Here is a 17446-nt window from a genome sequence, read left to right on the forward strand (position 1 = left end):
TACCGGGGCCGAAGGCCGGGAGCCTCATTGCGAGGCCACGAAGAAGGTAACGGGGCGAACTCACAGGTCCGAGCCCCGTGGACCGAGGCAAGCCGGGTTCCAAGATGCACGTCCTGTCGGACGCGAGCGGACTGCCCCTGGTCGTCGGGCTCTCCGCCGCCAACACCCATGACAGCGAAGGTCTGAAGCCCATGGTGGCGGGTCTCCAAACGAGACACGACCCCCACCGCGGCCGTCACTTCAGGCCCCAACGCCTGCACGCCGACAAGGCCTACGACATCCCCCACCTGCGCAAATGGCTACGAGGCAAACGCATCGGGGTGCGGATCGCCCGCAAAGGCATCGAGTCCAGCGAACGACTCGGCCGTCGCAGGTGGGTCATCGAGCGGACCATGTCCTGGCTGACCGGATACCGCCGCCTCAACCACCGCTACGAACGCCACCCCCGGAACTACCTGGCCTTTCTTGGCCTCGCCGCCGCCCTGTGCTGCTACAAGCGCCTCATCCGCCTAACCACATAGGACACCGTCTAAGAGCGTGTCTGAGATCCGCCGTATCGGCTGTATGGGTGACTCGTTGAGTGGTGTGTGAGTGCTGCTGGGGATGGTTACCCGTCTGATCTGACGGATGAACAGTGGGCGTTGATTGAGCCGTTGCTGCCTGCTCCAAGGACGGGTCGCAAGGGCGGGCGGCGGGAGAAGCACCCGCGTCGGCGGATCGTGGACGCGATCTTGTACTTGGCGCGGACCGGGTGCCAGTGGCGGTATCTGCCCAAGGATTTCCCGCCCTTCCAGACGGTGTACTGGTACTTCACCTGGTGGCACGACGACGGCACCGTGGAGCGCGTCCACGACGCGCTGCGGGTCAAGGTCCGCGAGGCCGACGGCCGTTCCGCTGAGCCGTCCGCGGGCCTGGTCGACTCGCAGTCCGTGCGGGCGGCCGACACGGTGCCGAAGTCCACCAGCGGCTTCGACGCGGGCAAGAAGACCAAGGGCCGCAAACGGTTCATCGTCACCGACACCCTCGGCCTCCTCCTGGCCGTGCACGTGCTGGCCGCAAGCGTCCAGGACCGCGACGGAGCCAAGCGCTCCCTGCTGTGGACCCGCCTGGACCACCCAACCATCGAGAAGATCTGGGCCGACCAGGGCTTCGCCGGCCGACTCGTCGAGTGGTCCTCTGCCGTCTTGCACCGCACGCTGGAGATCGTCCGCAAGGACCCCGGACAGCGCGGCTTCAAGGTCCAGCCGAAGCGCTGGGCGGTGGAGCGCACGTTCGCCTGGATCACCACACGCCGCCGCCTGGCCTGCGACTACGAACGCAACCCGGCCCACTCCGAAACCATGATCCGCTGGGCCATGACCGACCTGATACTCCGCCGACTCACCCGAGGCCGACCCGCCACCCGCCAAGGACCCCGACCACTACGGAAAATCACCCCGTAACCCGATCTCAGACACGCTCTAAGACGGCGCAGGAGATCTACTCAGTGGCGGTTAAACGGCGCTGAGCAAGCCTTTCGGCTTGGCAATGTGTCTATATATTCTCTTCCACAAGAAACGCCAGGTCTCTCTGCGCACTCTTTTGGGATGACCCAGCCTGTCGTCCCTTTTTGCATCTTGACACCCAGGTATCCAATATGAGAAAAGATCTATATATGTCAGAGGGAGGAGAAGGGCAACAACCACAACCAGAGGAACTGAACAGACACGCGGCGCCTCAAGAGCAGGTGGAGAGGCCTCCGATACGGCTGCCGATTGAGTCGGTCAAATCCGAGACTGTGGAAGAAAATCTTGTTTCCTATGTTGCCGCTGAAATGGCTCACCGTGACTACTGGGCTGAGGATGGAACACCGCATGAGCGGGCCGCGACGGAAGCCGCCAGCGGGAACCCCACAAGTCGTGTTTGCCGCCATGCTGCTTTCCCTTTTGGGTCTTCGTCCTGGGGAGGTCTGCGGGCTTAAGAGGTTGTCTCACGTGGCGTCAGATCTTTGCGGCATGATGCCTCGTCATGGGTGTTGGTCTGTCACAGCGATTGGTTCCAGATGAACTCTGGGCCTTGGTCGCTCCGTTGCTCCCTTCGTTCTCGTCGCGTCCGCAAGGCGGGGGCACCGCCCCGTGCGACGAGCGGGCCGTGTTCACTGCCGTGGTGTATGTGCTGACCAGCGGTTGCGCATGGCGGTATCTTCCCGAGACGTTCGGCGTCTCTCCGGCCACCGCACACCGTCGGTTCTCGGTGTGGACGAGGGACGGGCTGTGGAGGCGGCTGCATCGGGCGGTCCTGGATGAACTCGGTTCCCGCGGCGAGCTGGACTGGACCTCCGCGATCGTCGATGCGGCCTCGGTCCGCGCGAAAAAAGGGGATCGCTGACCGGGCGCAATCCGGTCGACCGGGGCAAGAAGGGCAGCAAGCTGCATGTCCTGTCCGACGCTCAGGGGTTACCCCTGGCGCTCGGCGTGTCCGGCGCAAACGTCCACGACAGCCAGGCACTGCTGCCGCTGGTCCTGGGCATACCCGCGATCCGCTCGCGGCGCGGTCCGCGCCGACGCCGCCCCGGCAAGCTCCGCGCTGACAAGGCATACCACTCCGCCGAGCATCTGAAGTGGCTGCGCAGCCGCCACATCGTCCCCCGCATCGCACGGCCCGGCATTGAGTCCAGCGAACGCCTAGGCCGGCACCGCTGGAAGATCGAGCGGTCGATCTCCTGGCTCTTCGGCTACCGCCGCCTCACCGTCCGCTACGAACGAAAGGGCTCACACTTCCTGGCTTTCCTCGGCCTCGCAGCGGCGCTGACCTGCTACAAGAAGCTGACCAAACTCACCACATGAGACAGGCTCTAAATGGAGCGCCGTTGATTTTGAGGCCGGCGTGCTCCGGGTCGAGATGACCCGCACGCTGGTCGGCGCAAAGGTCGATGAGAAAGGCACGAAATCCGAGGCCGGACAGCGCACGCTTCCACTGCCCGGCCCGGTAGCCGTGGCACTTCGGGCTTTCCATGCCCGCCAGGCAGCCGAGAAGCTGAAGGCGGGGGAGGCCTACGAGGACACCGGATACGTTCTGGTGGACAAGTGGGGAAGGCCCTGGACTTCCGAGCGTCTCCGCTACCACGCGTATCGGCTGATGGGGCAGGCCGGCGTTCGCAAGGTCCGCCCCTACGACGCCCGTCACAGTGCCCTCACCTTCCTGGCGACCAGTGGCGTCCCGGACACGGTGCTTGCGGCCTGGGCAGGCCACGCCAATGCCGCGTTTACCAAGAAGGTCTATGTGACCGTGGACCCCCAGCATCTGCGCGTGGCCGCTTCGGCCTTTGATCGGCTGCTCGGGTGAGACCAGGGGGCACGTCTCACAGATGTCTCACACACTGGATGTGAGAGCCCGGATAACAAGCCGCTGACCTGGACGTTTACCACAGCCCCCGGACTGGACGGACGGTGCGGACGGGGTTGGGCTCAAACTACCTGAACCGGGAGAACGCGGCCCGGGACACAAAGGCGCAGGTGGAGGACTCCTAGCGCAGCCGACGGTTACCCTCCGCCCGTCTCCCGCCCCGGCGCGCAGGGAAGCCGCGACATGGGTGCCGTGTCGCAGAAGAACTGCTCCGCGACAGCATCACCTGAATCACCTGAGCCCAGAGGTTTCATCCCTCTTTGACCGGAACGCTGAATGCCCTGTTGCGGATCAGAACCCGCTCGACCTCATCGCCGATCTCGAACGTGCCTTCCACTTCCGTGGGTGTGATGACTTGGGTGACGGGCCCGTTGGGCTCGTCTTCGGTCAGGTTCAGGTGCAGTTCGTCAGGGGTGGGGACGATCGGTGGGGACGCAAGTTCCAAGGTGAGTCCGTAGCCCGAGGTTTGACACGAACACGTACCCCTCACCGTGACCCGGCGTATGCCCTTGCTGTCTCGGTAAGCCGTGGCAGTGAAGTCCTGAGCACCGGCTTCACAGGCGAAGCCGTCAGCAGATTCAGACATGCCCACTCCCATCGTCCACTCGTTGCCTGGCAGTTCACGCGATCCACTGTCGGCGCGCGTGATGACCGACGCAATCGGAGGTGGGGTTTTCATTCATGTGGCTGCGCCTGTTTTGTGGACCGCCCCGGTCGGTGGTAAGCAACCAACAACTGATCCATGCTCCTGATCCTGATCCCCGTTGGCCCTGAGGTTCCCCGCGCCTGCCCCGCGCAGAGGCCCTGAAGCAGCGAGACCTGTTCGGTCACCTTCTGGTCGCATGTGGTCACAGGCCGTCGTCGCGATGTCCGGACAGCGGCTTTTGCCGTGCCGAGTTTTCAACAAAGTGTTGACGTTGTGTTGCCGAGGGCGTTAGCTATCCGCAGCCCGTCCGACGCACAGCGAAAAACAGCCACGGAGGCTCCCGTGTCTTCGAGTCCGCCAGCAGGCCTCGCCCGGTTCAACACCTTGCAGGAAACCGCGGCCCTGGCCGCCCTGCACGAGGTGTGTGCCAGTTCGGCGTGGGGGAGCAAACTTCTCGCCCAGCGCCCGTACGCCACCGTGGAAGCCCTCTTCGACGCCGGCGACGCCGCCATGGCCGAACTGACCGCCGATGACCTGGCCGAGGCGATGGCGGGACACCCGCCGATCGGCCGGCCGAAGCCCGGAGACCCGACCTCCTCCCGCGAGCAGCGGGGGATGGCCGGAGCCTCCGAGGAGCTCAAGGCCGAGATGCTCGAACTGAACCTGGCCTACCAGGAGACGTTCGGACATGTCTTTCTGATCTGCGCCACCGGCGCGACCGGTGAGCAGATGCGCGACGCGATGAAGGCACGGATCGGGAACTCGCCCGAGCAGGAGCGGGAAATCGTCCGCACCGAGCTGGGCAAGATCAACCGTATCCGGCTGACCCGCCTCGCGGAAGAAGGAGAGTGAGCGCGCCATGAGCACCGAGACCACCGCATCGGTGTCCACGCACATCCTGGACACCAGCATCGGACGCCCTGCCGAAGGTGTCGCCATCTCACTGTCGGCCCGCAGTGGCTCCGGCGCGGAGTGGGGCGCGCTCGGCGGATCCGCGACCGACGCGGACGGGCGATGCAAGGACCTGCCGGCGCTGCCGGAAGGCACCACCCACGTACGTCTCGACTTCGAGACCGAGGCGTACTTCACGCGTCCAATCAACACAGTGAAGCAAGCCGAGGCGCAGCAGGACGCCCCCCGCGTAAGGGACAGCGGTGCGTTCTTCCCGGAGGTGGCGATCACGTTCGCCGTCGAGCCGGGCCAGCATTACCACGTACCGCTGCTGCTCAACCCGTTCGGCTACTCCGTTTACCGAGGGAGCTAGCAGACATGCCCACGATTCTCGGCCAGAACCAGTACGGCAAAGCAGAGAACCGCGTCGTCAGGATCACGCGGGACGGCGACACCCACCACATCAAGGACCTGAACGTCTCCGTCGCCCTCTCCGGCGACATGGCGGACGTCCACTACTCCGGCTCCAACACCAACGTCCTGCCGACCGACACCACCAAGAACACGGTGTACGCGTTTGCCAAGGAGTTCGGTATCGAGTCCGCCGAGCAGTTCGGCATCCACCTGGCCCGTCATTTCGTGACCAGCCAGGAGCCGATCCACCGGGCGCGTATCCGTATCGAGGAGTACTCCTGGGAGCGCATCGCGACCTCGGACAACAACTCCAGGTTCATCGGCTCGGACGAGGTCCGGCACTCCTTCGCCCGCAAGGGCCAGGAGCTGCGCACCACACAGATCACCTTCGACGGTGAGAAGTGGGAGATCATCTCCGGCCTCAAGGACCTCACGGTCATGAACTCCACCAACTCGGAGTTCTGGGGCTACGTGAAGGACAAGTACACGACGCTGAAGGAAGCGTACGACCGCATTCTGTGCACCGACGTCTCCGCCGCCTGGCGCTACAACTGGACCAGCGACGACGACCGGATGCCCAACTGGGAGCGTTCGTACGAGCAGGCCAAGAAGCACATCCTGCAGGCCTTCGCCGAGACGTACTCCCTCTCGCTGCAGCAGACCCTCTACCAGATGGGTTCGCGGGTCATCAACAGCCGCAGCGAAATCGACGAGATCCGCTTCTCGCTGCCGAACAACCACCACTTCCTGGTGGACCTCGAGCCGTTCGGCCTCAAGAACGACAACGAGGTCTACTTCGCGGCGGACCGCCCGTACGGTCTGATCGAGGCCACCATTCTGCGGGACGGCATCGAGCCGCAGATCCCGGTCGACATGACCAACCTCTGACGTCGCTCCCCTGAGGGCGACACGCCTCGACAACCTCTGACGCGCGCGCCGGCGTCGCCCCCGGGACCAGCAGTCCCGTCCCGGGGGACCGGAGGTGAGCGGGGGCATCTGCGCACCATTGGCACATACAACCGTCAAGATCTGGATGTACGTGCAGCACGGACTCGGTCGTCACCCCGCTCGGCCCCCGGGTCCGTACGAACCGGGCAGATGCCCGTAGGGAAGAAACGAGGACCCCGCCATGGCGGCTCCGCGCATCGTCATCGAGAACTGTGCCATCGCGACCGTGGACGCGAACGACACCGAGTACGCCTCCGGCCACGTTGTCGTCGCGGACAACCGGATCGAGTCGGTAGGAGCGGGCAAGGCTCCCGCGGACCTGGAAAACGTCGTACGCCGCATCGACGGCACCGGCCACCTCGTCACCCCCGGCCTGGTCAACACGCACCACCACTTCTACCAGTGGATCACCCGCGGCCTGGCCACCGACCACAACCTCTTCAACTGGCTGGTCGCCCTCTACCCCACGTGGGCGCGCATCGACGAGCCGATGGCCCGCGCGGCCGCGCAGGGCTCACTCGCCATGATGGCCCGCGGCGGTGTCACCACCGCGATGGACCACCACTACGTCTACCCGCAGGGCTCCGGCGACCTGTCCGGCGCGATCATCGGCGCGGCGCGCGAGACGGGTGTGCGCTTCACCCTCGCCCGCGGCTCCATGGACCGCAGCGAGAAGGACGGCGGCCTGCCGCCGGACTTCGCCGTCGAGACCCTCGAAGGTGCACTCGCCGCGACCGAGGCGACCGTCGACAAGTACCACGACGCCTCCTTCGACGCGATGATCCAGGTCGCCGTCGCGCCCTGCTCACCCTTCTCCGTATCCACCGAACTGCTCCGGCAGGGTGCCGAACTGGCCCGCCGCAAGGGCGTCCGGCTGCACACCCACGGTTCGGAGACCGTGGAGGAGGAGAAGTTCTGCCACGAGCTCTTCGGCATGGGCCCGACCGACTACTTCGAGTCGACCGGCTGGCTCGGCGAGGACGTGTGGATGGCGCACTGCGTCCATATGAACGACACGGACATCGAGGCCTTCGCCCGTACGAAGACCGGTGTCGCCCACTGCCCCTCCTCCAACGCCCGCCTCGCCGCCGGCATCGCGCGGGTCCCCGACATGCTGAAGGCGGGCGTCCCGGTCGGCCTCGGCGTCGACGGCACCGCCTCCAACGAGTCCGGTGAGCTCCACACCGAGTTGCGCAACGCACTCCTCATCAACCGCCTCGGTGCCCACCGCGAAGCCGCGCTCAACGCCCGGCAGGCGCTGCGCCTGGGGACGTACGGCGGTGCCCAGGTCCTCGGACGCGCCGACCAGATCGGCTCCATCGAGGCCGGCAAGCTCGCCGACCTGGTGCTCTGGAAGCTGGACACGCTCGCCCACTCCTCCATCGCCGACCCCGTGATCGCGCTCGTGTTCGGCGCGGCCGCCCCCGTCTCGCTCTCCCTCGTCAACGGCAAGACCGTCGTCGAGGACAACCACCTGACCACGGTGGACGAGGACGCCATCGCCCGCTCCACGCGGGACGAGGCACAGCGCCTCGCGCGGATCACCGCGCAGGCCTGACCCCATGGAAGTCCGGTCGAGGGGGACGGCCCTCGACCGGCGGCCGTGGACCCGAGCGGGGTCCACGGCAGCCGTGACCGGGGGGTGCGGAACCGCCAATCGGTGCCGCACCTCCCGGGACGGTGACCCGTGTCTTCACCACCCCGGAAGGCCTGCGTACACGTCACTTGCCGGACATTTGCACGTCACCGTCCACCACGTGAACCACCTGCTCCAACGCACCACTTCGCACCACCTCCCAGACACCCGCGTCACCCGCCGACGTGTAACCGACCGGAGGAACCGCCGTGGCCGCCAAGCCCAGGTTTCGTAAAGATGCAGGCGCCGTCCCCGACCAGAAGAACGCGGTCGACCAGGAGAACGCGGTTGACCAGAACGCGGTCGACCAGAAGCACCCGGTCGACGAGACACTTCCGCCCGTCAAGATGTTCACCAGCGGCCTCCAGCACGTCGCCGCGATGTACGCGGGCGTGGTGGCCCCGCCCATGATCGTGGGGCCCGCCGTGGGCCTCAGTGCCACCGAGACCGCCTTTCTGATGGGGGCGAGCCTGTTCACCGCAGGCATAGCCACCCTCCTGCAGACCCTCGGCTTCTGGAAGGTCGGCGCCCGGCTTCCGTTCGTCAACGGAGTCTCGTTCGCCGGTGTGACCCCGATGATCGCCATCGGGAAGGACCGGGGAGCCGACGGCATCACCGTCATCTTCGGCGCGATCATCGTCGCCAGCCTGCTGGGCTTCGTCCTCACGCCGTACTTCTCGAAGCTGGTCCGCTTCTTCCCGCCCGTTGTCACGGGCACCGTCATCACCCTGATCGGTGTCTCCCTGCTCCCCGTGGCCTTCAACTGGTCGCAGGGCGGCAATCCCACCGCCGGCGACTACGGCTCGATGAAGAACATCGGCATGGCGGCCCTCACCCTGGTGATCGTGCTCGCCCTGCGCAGGCTGCTGCGCGGCTTCCTCCAGCAGATCGCCATCCTGCTCGGCCTCGTCGTCGGCACGGTCATCGCCATCCCGATGAACATGACCAACTTCGACGCCATCAGGAACGCCGACCTGGTCGGCTTCCCGACGCCGTTCCACTTCGGCGCCCCGCAGTTCGAGATCGCCGCGATCATCTCGATGTGCATCGTGATGCTGGTCTGCATGACCGAGTCCACCGCCGACATGCTAGCCCTCGGCAAGATCGTCGACCGGCCGGCGGACGAGCGGATCATTGAGGGCGGTCTGCGCGCCGACACCCTCGGCAGCGCCATCAGCCCGCTCTTCAACGGCTTCATGTGCAGCGCCTTCGCCCAGAACATCGGCCTGGTCGCGATGACGAAGGTACGCAGCCGCTTCGTCGTCGCCGCGGGCGGCGGCATCCTGATCCTGCTGGGCCTGTGCCCGGTCGCCGCCTCAGTGATCGCGCTCGTCCCGCTGCCGGTCCTCGGCGGCGCGGGCATCGTGCTCTTCGGCTCGGTCGCCGCGAGTGGCATCCAGACGCTGGCCACGGCCGCCCTGGAGAAGGGCGAGAACGCCCTCATCGTCGCGGCTGCCGTCGGCATCGGCCTGATCCCGATCGCCGCGCCGGAGTTCTACCACGCCTTCCCCAAGGACCTGCTGGTCGTCCTGGACTCGGGGATCTCCACCGGGTGCATCGTGGCCATTGTCCTCAACCTCGCCTTCAACCACCTCGGCAGGAAGGGGAGTTCGGAGGAGACCGCGGTCACTTCGGGCTCGGACCCGGTCGCGGTCCACTGATCCTCGTACGGCGATCCGCGGGGCAGCGAGCCTCCGGTGGCCGTGGCGGCTTGGAGATCACCGAGGCGTCGGCGCGGTTCCGGGGGAGCGTCGGCGAGGGCCGCAGCGGCATCGGATCGGACACGCAGCTCGATTGATCGTTTCCATCGGTTCGATCGGTTCGATCGGTTCGATCGCTACGGAGAAGGCCGGAGGGCCGGGTGTCCCCTGAGTGGGAACACCCGGCCCTCCGGGGCGTACCGGGCTGCTCAGTCGATATGGAAGCTGTCGCCGTACACCTTCCAGTCCAGCGGCGTGTTCAGGCCGAGGTTGCCGTTCCTGAGGAAGACCCGCTGCGCCGTGTCGACCCGGCTGGTGTCCTCGTGTGCCTCTTCCTGTTTCATCGCCCAGACCCGGGCGTCGAGGAAGGCGTTGAGAAATGCCTTCTCGTCGCCGCCCTGGGCCGGCGGCCTGGCCTTGTCCAGCGCCTTCCTGCGGATGTTGCCGAAACTGGTGCTGTCGCCGCCGTCGCCGTGCATCACGATGGCGTCGTAGTAGATGAACTGCCCCAGCACGCCGACGCCGTCCTGCTTGCCGCGATCGACCGCCGGGTTGAAATAGACCCGGTCGCGCTCGTCGTTCTGGGCCTTCTTGAACTCCGCGTCCTGGGCCGCCTTCTGCCAGTCACCGGTGTAGTCCGGGTCGAGACCGTCGTGCGAGTCGCTGCCGTCCACGCTGCGCAGCGCGGGCAGGTACGTGGCCAGTACGTTGCCGGGCCTGCGGGCGGTGTACAGCTCGACGAGGTCCAGCATGTCGCCGGTTCCGGAGCAGAAGCCGATGATGCCGGCGGTGTAGCCGCGGCCGTCGCCGATGTCCTCGATGTACTTGTACTGGGCCTTCCAGTCCAGCGAGGAGTTCTCGGCGCTGGACACCAGCTGCATCGCTATGTCCTTCTTCGCCGGATCGTCGAGCCCGACGGCGGCGGGCGCGGCGGGCGCGGTGGCCGCGGACGTTCCGGCGGGCTCGGAGGTGGTCGCTGCGACGGCGGTGGCCGGTACTGCGAGCAGGGCCACGCCGAGCAGGATGCGGGGCAGGAACGTGAGTGGACGTACGGTGCGAACGTGGGGGGCGAGCACCTTGCCTCCATGGGGAGTTCGTCGTTTCGTGTTCTGTTAGGAAGCTTTCCTATCAGAGCGCGAAAGTGCCGTACACCCCTTCGGCACGCTGAGTTCGGCCGGGAACTCGGCGCGGGAGAACGGAAGTTCGGTCGAAGAGCTCGGCCGTGAGCTCGGTCGGGGAGTTCCGTCAAGGTGCTCGACCGAAGTGCTTGACCGAGCGGTTCAGCCAGCGGTTCAGCCGAGGAGTTCGGTGCTGCTCGACGGCTCCATGCGCGGCTGGCCGTTGATGCGGTGCCGCTCGATGGAGGAGCGGCGGTAGACCTCCTCGCGCACGCGCTGGATCTCGCCGATCGGCCGATGGTCCTCGCGTGTGCGCCAGGGGGTGATCGACGTACCGTCCGCGGCGGCCAGGTTCTCCTCGCCCCCGATGTCCTGCCGCGGGATGGCGATCCGGGCGACGGTGACCCATGGCGAGAGCTGCTCGGGCCACTCCACCGAGGTGTTGTCCACCGGCATCCGCGTGAGATCGGTGTTGAGCTGGACCTGGAGATCGAAGGCGTGGTCCCGCTCGGCGGCCTCCGCCACCAGCGTGTTGCGGAACGCTTCGCCGTCGGCCCGCACATCGACCTCGCGATGCGTCACGGGCGACGCGGGCGCGGTCCGCACCTTGGCGATGTGGTCGCCGTAGCGGAACGCGCCCATGCTGTTGTACGTGTACGAGAGGAGGTTCTGTCGCGGGACCTGTGTGAACGACAGCATCGCGAACAGCTCGTCCCACAACCACTCGTCCGACGTCTTCAACGTGCCTCGCCGGGTGAGGAATTCGCCCATCCAGGACTTGCGCCGCGCCGGGTTCACCAGCGCGTCCGGCAGCTCGCTGAACAGCTCCTCGATCACCATGTAGTCGTACGCCGTATTGGCGAAGAAGACCCGGTTGTTGATCAGGTTGAGGTCGAAGGTCGTCGCCGCGGCCTCGTCGGCGAGCAGGGAGTCGCCGGGCACGCCGAACATCTTGATCCCCATGCCGCAGGCCGCGCCCAGCAGTGAGTCCGCCCGCAGATGCCCGAGTCCGTTGGAGTAGCGGACGACCGCGTCGTACGTCCCCGGCGTGGCGAAGATCCCCTGGGCGTACGGCTCCGGCACCTCACCCACCGTAACCGTTGCCTTCACCAGTCCGTATGTCTTGCCGTGCGCCGTCCTGACCGAGCGGCCCACGCCCTGGCGTTCGACGGACTCCCGGGTGCGCCGGCCGACGTTGCGGACGACCTCGTCCAGCTCCTGCTGGTAGGTGGGGCGTTCGGCGGGGATGTATGTCTGGTACCTGACCAATTCCTTGACGGATTCCATGGCGGGCTTCTCCTTCGCTGTGGGGCCTGCGCCTGGTGGCCGGGTGTCCCGAGAAGAAAGATAGCCTGCAATTCAATTGTGCACGATCTAACTGGGTGTGACGGTCCCCACTCTGCATTGCCTGGTGTCCGGTGCGGGCATGCCGGCGTGTGTCCCTATTTCGGGTCGATGCGATAGCTGTCGCCGTACACCTTCCAGCTCAGCGGCGGCTCCAGGCCGAGCCTGCCCTCCCGTACGAAGACCCGCTGGGCCGTCTCGATGCGACTGGTGTCCGTATGGGACGGCTCGTGACGGATGGCCTCGACCCGGGCGTCGAGGAAGGCGTTCAGGTACGCAGCCTCGTCACCGCCCCGGGCGGGGGGCTCGGCGGTGCGCAGGGCGTTCTTCCGCAGGGTCGTGAAGCCGATGGATCCCTTGGAGTCGCCTTGGCCGTGCATCACGTAGGCGTCGTAGTAGATGAACTGTCCCAGCGCGCCCAGACCGTCGCGCTCGGCCTGCCGGACGGCCGGAGTGAAGTAGACCCGGTCCCGCTCCGCGTCCTGCGCGGCGCGGAAGGCAGGGTCGGAGGTGGCGGCGCGCGCCCAGGCGTCGGTGAAGGGGCGGCCGAGGCCCTGGTGCGAGTCGCTGCCCTTGACCGCGCGCAGGGCGGGCAGGAAGGGCGCGAGCGCGTTGCCGGGCCGGGCCTTTGTGTAACGCTTGACCAGGGCCAGCATGTCGCCGGTTCCGGAGCAGAAGCCGATGATGCCGGCGGTGTAGCCGCGGCCGTCGCCGATGTCCTCGATGTACTTGTACTGGGCCTTCCAGTCCAGCGAGGAGTTCTCGGCGCTGGACACCAGCTGCATCGCTACTTCCTTCTTCGCCGGATCGTCGAGCCCGACGGCGACGGCCGGTTTGCGATCGGGGCCGGCGCAGGCGGCGAGCGCCAGCAGCACCAGCGCGAGCAGCGGTCTGAGCATGGACTTCACGGCGGTTCCCTCCACCCGGGGTCAGGGCCCCGGCCACGCCATGAGGTTACTGAACAGCTCCGCCTGCTCGATCGCGTCGTCCAGGGCATGGTGGGTGTGCCGTCGCTTGGAGAGCAGCGCGCGCGGCATCGTGCCCTTGGATACGGCGCGGAGGGGGAGCCGGGCCTTGGTCGCGTACAACGTCTTCATGTCCAGACAACCTGAATGTCCGAAAGGACTCGCTCCGGTGAAGCGCAGCAGGTACCAGTACAGGAAGGTCCAGTCGTACGAGGCGGGGTAACCGCACATCACCGGCTGCGCGCCGCCGCTCGCCTTGCCCATCTCGCCGACCCACGCGCTGAACTCGGCCATGGCGGAAGCCGGTTCACTGCCCTCGGCGATCAGCCGGTCCCGGTCGAGGCCGCTGACGGCCAGGGCCTTGGGGACGAAGTCCTCGCTGATGGGCCGCAGTTCGCGGTAGAAGGTGTGCGCCTCGGGGTCGGCCGGCGCATAGCCCTGGGTGTCCTGCTGCCCGGCCACCGCCGCGCCGAAGCTGATCATCGAATACGGGCCGGGGATCGGGCCGTCGGCCTCGATGTCGACGGAGATGTAGAGGCTGGGTTTCACGCGACGTGCCATGCCGGGAGCATCGCATCGACGTCGGTCCCGGCACATCCGATTTCTGTGTCACGCCGGTTCGGCCACGGTGTTTCGTTCGCTCGCGGCGGGCCGTTCCGGCGCGGTGGTCCGTTCGGGCACGGGGGGCAGGCGTGGCAGGTGTGTGCAGGTTCTGTCCCCCGTTCCTCTCCCGGCGGGACGGACGGAGCAGGACAGCGACCACGACCAGACCCGGTGGCTCCTCGATCGCTTCGAGGACGATCCGGGTCCGCGCATCAGCATCAGCTTTCGGGTGAGCGACAAGCCCAACACCGCCGCCTACGACAGGCTGTTGGAGATGGAGGGGGAGATCATCCCCGGCCTCGTCATGTCCCCGCGCACAGCACGGTGAGTGCTGTCCAGCGCGAGTGCTGCTTCGCTGGACTGACCTCGACCCCCCCGCGGAGGTCAGTCCCCGGGCCTCCAGCCGGGCCGACGGCCACTGAGTCCGACGACCCGGTCGAGCAGATCCGCGTTCTCGGGCACGGCGACGACCGGGCCGAACATCCCGCCCTGGCCGGGATCGTCGCCGGAAGGCTTCAGCAACTCGTACGACACTTGCAGACTTGCGTCCCCGGGGGCGTACTCCTGCCCGGTGGCGCGTGCAAGGTCCCAGCCGTGGATCACGAGCTCGTTCAGGGCGACCCGCCCGGCGATCGCGGCCGGGAAGGTGATGCCGCCGGCCTGTGTGTCGCCCTCCCACGCGCCGGGGTCCCGCCAGGCCTCCGCCAGCTCGTCCAGCCGCTGCGGAAGCACGGTGCGCCAGTCGTTCCCGAGGACCGGCAGGGCGACCCCGGGGTCCGTATCGGTCGTCGGCCCGAGGTCCTTCCGCGCGGCATCCCGGAAGGCGGTGGCCAGCCCGACGAGATGTCCGAGCAGCTCCCGCACGGCGTATTCGGGGCACGGGGTCGGGTCGGCGAGCCGCTCGTCACCGATGCCGTCGATCAGCTGTGCCACGGCACTGGCGGCGGGATGGAGATCGGGGGAAGGGGTCTGCGCAATGGAGTCCATACAGACGAGACCGTACGGGCAGCCGAAACTCATCGCTGCCTGCCGCGCGGGCATGGACCGTGGCAGACCTCCGTGGTCACCGTTCGGGCCGACCCCGATGCGGTCCGTGTCCGGCGGACCGGCTGAAACGCAGTGCTCGGGCCCGCAGTGTGCCGCGACCCCGCAGCGCCGACAGGTCCCAGTCCCCGGTGGTGCTGTGCACCTGCCGTACGACAGGTGCACAGCACCACCGATAATGACCTCGGGTGGGGGCGAACCCGCGACCCCACACGGGCCGGTTGCCGACGGGCACCGGTATCGATCGGGGGACGAACGATGCGCATCGGTGTCTATCTCGCACATCCACGGCCGGGCAGTTTCAACCACGCGGTGTTCGATGCCGTCGTCGACGAGCTGCGCGGACGAGGGGCACAGGTTGTCGCGCACGACCTCTGCGCCGAGGGTTTCGACCCTGTTCTGTCCAGGGAGGAGACGGAGACGGTCCAGGCGGCCTCCCACGCCCTCGACCCGCAGCTCTCCCTGCACCGGGCGGAGGTGGCCACACTCGACGCCATGGTGTTCGTCCACCCGAACTGGTGGGGCATGCCGCCCGCTGTCCTGGCGGGTTGGGTGCAGCGCGTGCTCGTGCCCGGGGTCGCCTACAAGCTGGGCACCGCGGAAGGAGAGCCCGTGGGGCTGTTGAATGCGGGCCGGGCTCTCGTGCTGAACACCTCGGACACTCCGGCCGAGCGTGAGGAGAGCGAGTTCGGCGACCCGCTGCAGAACATCTGGTCGGCATGTGTGCTTCCGTACGTGGGAGTTGCCGACCTCCGCCGGGTCGTGTTCCGTACCGTCACCGACTCGACCGACGAAGAACGCGCGGCCTGGCTGCACCAGGCACGCCAGGAGGCCACCGCACTGCTGGAGTGACCCCGGGCCCGCCTACGGCGTGCCCCGGCCGCCAGGCCGGAAACGTGCCGTTGACCGCCCGAAGGCGCGGTGCGAGCGTCGGTGCCGGCTCGGCCGGCGGCCGGGCTGCGGAGTCGAGTGGTGTGCATGGGGAGGGGTAGCGATGAAGGCAGGCAGAGCCCGCTTACTGCCCGGTGTGGCGCTGGTCGCCGCCACGGCGATGCTGGCCGTCGGAGCGGTGAGCGGCGCGGCGCAGGCGCAAATCGGCGCCGCCGACCGCGGCGACGCCGGCGCAAGGCCGGTGACACTGGTCGTGCAGAGCGACCCGACACCGGAGGAGCAGGCGCATCTGCGTGAGGTGGCGGGCTCCATCTGGACGCCACAACTGGCCGCGGGGTGGAACATGAACGCCGAGGTCGAGGCCGTCCTGTCACACGTGACGGGCGAGATCCTGGAGTGCTCGAAGGCATTCGCCCTGGTCCCGCGCCCGCCGGCGTTCTTCCCCGGCCCGGGGTATCTGCGCAGCTACTGGAAGCAGATCCGGGACTACTTCCTGGTGGTCAAGGAGAACCGCACGTACCGGGCTTGCGTGGTCACTGCCGCTGCGAACTACCGGTCCGTCATCGAGATGGCCTCGATGGGCATCTGACGTCCGGCACGACGAGGGCCGCGGCGGGCTTGCCCATGAGGCAGATTGTGCGTGCTGCCCACCGCGGCACCGCCCGGCTCTTGCGTCACGCGGACGAACTCGTCCGGGGCGCGCTCACGCAGCCTGTTCGAGCGTGCAGCGGCCCTAACGATGTCGGGGCGGGCAGCAGTGGCTTCAGGAACTGGCGCGGGCTGCCGTGCCAGAGATGCCGAGACTGTCCCGGGCCCGCGTCGCGGCGACGAACAGCAGCGAGCGGGCGTACGGATCCCGGGCGTGAACAGCAGAAAGGGCGGTAGAGGTCCCCCCATGGACAGCCCCACCAGTGAATCCTCCGGCGAGCGGGCTGCACGTCGCGGCCTGCAGTTCCTTGGTGTCGTGGTGCTGGCGGTAATCGCCTGTGTTGCCGCGGCAGTCGGCGTGTTCGCGTATGTTGCCGACGAGGTGTCGTCGGACCAGACCGACAAGGAGATGAACTGCTGCTGGGAAGGCGGCGCCACGCCCGCCTGGATGAGTGAGCAGATCGGCATCCGCATGCCGGAGAAGGCTTCGGACCGGCGGGCCGGGTGCAAGACCGGCCTCAGTTACGACACAGGGCTGCTGTCCTTCACCCTCCCCAGTGAGGCGGCGGACGCCTACACCTCCCGACTGATCCCGGGAGACACAGAGATGATCCGGAATTTCCACCCCGAGAAGAAGGACTTCCGGCCCGCGGCCGCCTTTGCCCACCTCGACCTGCCGGAGCCGGAGACGCTCGTCGAAGGGCTGCGGAGGATCAACATCTGCCCTGATGACCTCAGCACCCCCGAAGGCAAGTACCTGCACCGTTGCGTCGACCTCTTCGCGCACGAGTTCAAGCCGGGCATTACGCGCTTCTACGTGCGGTCGACCATCGAGCCGGGCCTGACGCCGCCCCCGGCGACGAGCGGGCAATAGCCTGCGGCCGGAACGGGATATGCGTCGGCGAAGGCCGGCACCGACTTGCCCCGCTCGGCCATCCGCGTCAGCTTCCCAGTTTCCGCCCGATGTACGCGAGGAGGGCGCCCTCCTCGCGTAGGGACCGGAAATACAGCCGGCCGATCCCCGGAGTGAAGCGGCCGTGCAGGTCGAAGCAGCGGTCTCGCCATCCAAGTCCCGGTCGAAGCGGCGCCGTTTACCCTCCTCGTGCTCCGGGGTGATCTTGGCGCTCTGTCACTCCGCAGTGCGGCAGTGTCCGGATCCGGAGCGGCATGCTCGTGGAATTCCTGGGGGGAGTCGCCCGGCGTCGCATCCGCGC

Annotated in this window: 17 protein-coding genes and 2 pseudogenes; 13 read left to right on the forward strand and 6 right to left on the reverse strand. The window is 67.3% G+C overall.

Going from position 1 to position 17446, the window contains the following annotated elements; translation table 11 throughout:
- Window positions 1–53 precede the first annotated feature (53 nt).
- The 4 genes and pseudogenes from OG883_RS10055 to OG883_RS10070 form a co-directional block, all read left to right on the forward strand.
- Window positions 54–521, forward strand: a pseudogene (locus OG883_RS10055) (IS5 family transposase); the annotation flags it as partial.
- A gap of 66 nt (window positions 522–587) precedes the next feature.
- Window positions 588–1442 carry an IS5 family transposase gene (locus OG883_RS10060; RefSeq protein WP_266537907.1) on the forward strand — a complete coding sequence of 285 codons (855 nt, stop codon included), beginning with the start codon at window positions 588–590 and terminating at the stop codon, window positions 1440–1442.
- Window positions 1443–2019: 577 nt separating this feature from the next.
- A protein-coding gene (locus tag OG883_RS10065) for an IS5 family transposase (RefSeq protein WP_266541387.1) occupies window positions 2020–2825 on the forward strand; the annotation gives its coding sequence in 2 pieces (ribosomal slippage) (window positions 2020–2365 and window positions 2365–2825; 807 coding nt in all).
- 22 nt (window positions 2826–2847) lie between these two features.
- Window positions 2848–3324 (forward strand): annotated as a pseudogene (locus tag OG883_RS10070) (tyrosine-type recombinase/integrase); the annotation flags it as partial.
- A 310-nt stretch (window positions 3325–3634) separates the two neighbouring features.
- Here OG883_RS10070 and OG883_RS10075 read toward each other — a convergent pair.
- The gene (locus tag OG883_RS10075; protein ID WP_266537914.1) at window positions 3635–3970 is read right to left on the reverse strand and encodes a hypothetical protein; all 336 of its coding nucleotides are present in this window, start codon (window positions 3968–3970) and stop codon (window positions 3635–3637) included.
- 402 nt (window positions 3971–4372) lie between these two features.
- Between OG883_RS10075 and uraD the strand changes: the two genes are divergently transcribed.
- The 5 genes from uraD (at window position 4373) to OG883_RS10100 (ending at window position 9580) form a co-directional block, all read left to right on the forward strand.
- Window positions 4373–4882 (forward strand): 2-oxo-4-hydroxy-4-carboxy-5-ureidoimidazoline decarboxylase, encoded by a 510-nt coding sequence (uraD, locus tag OG883_RS10080; protein ID WP_266537916.1) that lies wholly within the window; start codon window positions 4373–4375, stop codon window positions 4880–4882.
- 7 nt (window positions 4883–4889) lie between these two features.
- Window positions 4890–5294: a hydroxyisourate hydrolase gene (uraH, locus tag OG883_RS10085; protein ID WP_266537918.1), complete on the forward strand. Its 405-nt coding sequence runs from the start codon at window positions 4890–4892 to the stop codon at window positions 5292–5294.
- Window positions 5295–5299: 5 nt separating this feature from the next.
- Complete coding sequence (pucL, locus tag OG883_RS10090; RefSeq protein ID WP_266537919.1) at window positions 5300–6223, forward strand: factor-independent urate hydroxylase; 924 nt, start codon at window positions 5300–5302, stop codon at window positions 6221–6223.
- 241 nt (window positions 6224–6464) lie between these two features.
- Window positions 6465–7841 (forward strand): 8-oxoguanine deaminase, encoded by a 1377-nt coding sequence (locus tag OG883_RS10095; RefSeq protein WP_266537921.1) that lies wholly within the window; start codon window positions 6465–6467, stop codon window positions 7839–7841.
- 287 nt (window positions 7842–8128) lie between these two features.
- Entirely contained in the window at window positions 8129–9580 is a 1452-nt protein-coding gene (locus tag OG883_RS10100; protein WP_266537923.1) for a nucleobase:cation symporter-2 family protein, read from the forward strand.
- Between the two features lie 248 nt (window positions 9581–9828).
- Here the strand turns inward: OG883_RS10100 and OG883_RS10105 are convergent, their stop codons facing one another.
- The 4 genes from OG883_RS10105 to OG883_RS10120 form a co-directional block, all read right to left on the reverse strand.
- A complete protein-coding gene (locus OG883_RS10105; protein WP_266537925.1) occupies window positions 9829–10695 on the reverse strand; it encodes a chitosanase in 867 nt (288 codons plus the stop codon).
- Window positions 10696–10911: 216 nt separating this feature from the next.
- Window positions 10912–12024 (reverse strand): catalase family protein, encoded by a 1113-nt coding sequence (locus OG883_RS10110; protein ID WP_266537928.1) that lies wholly within the window; start codon window positions 12022–12024, stop codon window positions 10912–10914.
- A 155-nt stretch (window positions 12025–12179) separates the two neighbouring features.
- Window positions 12180–12980 (reverse strand): chitosanase, encoded by an 801-nt coding sequence (locus OG883_RS10115; RefSeq protein WP_266541389.1) that lies wholly within the window; start codon window positions 12978–12980, stop codon window positions 12180–12182.
- A 30-nt stretch (window positions 12981–13010) separates the two neighbouring features.
- The gene (locus OG883_RS10120; protein ID WP_266537930.1) at window positions 13011–13607 is read right to left on the reverse strand and encodes a 3'-5' exoribonuclease; all 597 of its coding nucleotides are present in this window, start codon (window positions 13605–13607) and stop codon (window positions 13011–13013) included.
- A 142-nt stretch (window positions 13608–13749) separates the two neighbouring features.
- Between OG883_RS10120 and OG883_RS10125 the strand changes: the two genes are divergently transcribed.
- Entirely contained in the window at window positions 13750–13977 is a 228-nt protein-coding gene (locus OG883_RS10125) for a hypothetical protein (RefSeq protein ID WP_266537932.1), read from the forward strand.
- A 56-nt stretch (window positions 13978–14033) separates the two neighbouring features.
- On the opposite strand, the gene OG883_RS10130 is transcribed toward OG883_RS10125, so the two are convergent.
- Window positions 14034–14636, reverse strand: a complete 603-nt coding sequence (locus OG883_RS10130; RefSeq protein ID WP_266537935.1) for a TIGR03086 family metal-binding protein — start codon at window positions 14634–14636, stop codon at window positions 14034–14036.
- A gap of 315 nt (window positions 14637–14951) precedes the next feature.
- On the opposite strand from OG883_RS10130, the gene OG883_RS10135 reads away from it, so the two are divergent.
- The 3 genes from OG883_RS10135 (at window position 14952) to OG883_RS10145 (ending at window position 17106) form a co-directional block, all read left to right on the forward strand.
- On the forward strand, window positions 14952–15545 hold the full coding sequence (locus tag OG883_RS10135; protein ID WP_266537938.1) for an NAD(P)H-dependent oxidoreductase: 594 nt from the start codon (window positions 14952–14954) through the stop codon (window positions 15543–15545).
- A 142-nt stretch (window positions 15546–15687) separates the two neighbouring features.
- Window positions 15688–16173 (forward strand): hypothetical protein, encoded by a 486-nt coding sequence (locus OG883_RS10140; RefSeq protein WP_266537940.1) that lies wholly within the window; start codon window positions 15688–15690, stop codon window positions 16171–16173.
- 306 nt (window positions 16174–16479) lie between these two features.
- Window positions 16480–17106 carry a hypothetical protein gene (locus tag OG883_RS10145; RefSeq protein WP_266537943.1) on the forward strand — a complete coding sequence of 209 codons (627 nt, stop codon included), beginning with the start codon at window positions 16480–16482 and terminating at the stop codon, window positions 17104–17106.
- Window positions 17107–17446: the final 340 nt, after the last annotated feature.

Source organism: Streptomyces sp. NBC_01142, from assembly GCF_026341125.1.
GTDB lineage: Bacteria > Actinomycetota > Actinomycetes > Streptomycetales > Streptomycetaceae > Streptomyces.

Coding starts and splice junctions, on each gene's coding strand:
- OG883_RS10075 (WP_266537914.1), bottom strand. CDS start 3,970: ATGTCTGAATCTGCTGACGGCTTCGCCTGTGAAGCCGGTGCTCAGGAC.
- uraH (WP_266537918.1), top strand. CDS start 4,890: ATGAGCACCGAGACCACCGCATCGGTGTCCACGCACATCCTGGACACC.
- pucL (WP_266537919.1), top strand. CDS start 5,300: ATGCCCACGATTCTCGGCCAGAACCAGTACGGCAAAGCAGAGAACCGC.
- OG883_RS10095 (WP_266537921.1), top strand. CDS start 6,465: ATGGCGGCTCCGCGCATCGTCATCGAGAACTGTGCCATCGCGACCGTG.
- OG883_RS10110 (WP_266537928.1), bottom strand. CDS start 12,024: ATGGAATCCGTCAAGGAATTGGTCAGGTACCAGACATACATCCCCGCC.
- OG883_RS10115 (WP_266541389.1), bottom strand. CDS start 12,980: ATGCTCAGACCGCTGCTCGCGCTGGTGCTGCTGGCGCTCGCCGCCTGC.
- OG883_RS10120 (WP_266537930.1), bottom strand. CDS start 13,607: ATGGCACGTCGCGTGAAACCCAGCCTCTACATCTCCGTCGACATCGAG.
- OG883_RS10130 (WP_266537935.1), bottom strand. CDS start 14,636: ATGGACTCCATTGCGCAGACCCCTTCCCCCGATCTCCATCCCGCCGCC.
- OG883_RS10135 (WP_266537938.1), top strand. CDS start 14,952: ATGCGCATCGGTGTCTATCTCGCACATCCACGGCCGGGCAGTTTCAAC.
- OG883_RS10140 (WP_266537940.1), top strand. CDS start 15,688: ATGAAGGCAGGCAGAGCCCGCTTACTGCCCGGTGTGGCGCTGGTCGCC.
- OG883_RS10145 (WP_266537943.1), top strand. CDS start 16,480: ATGGACAGCCCCACCAGTGAATCCTCCGGCGAGCGGGCTGCACGTCGC.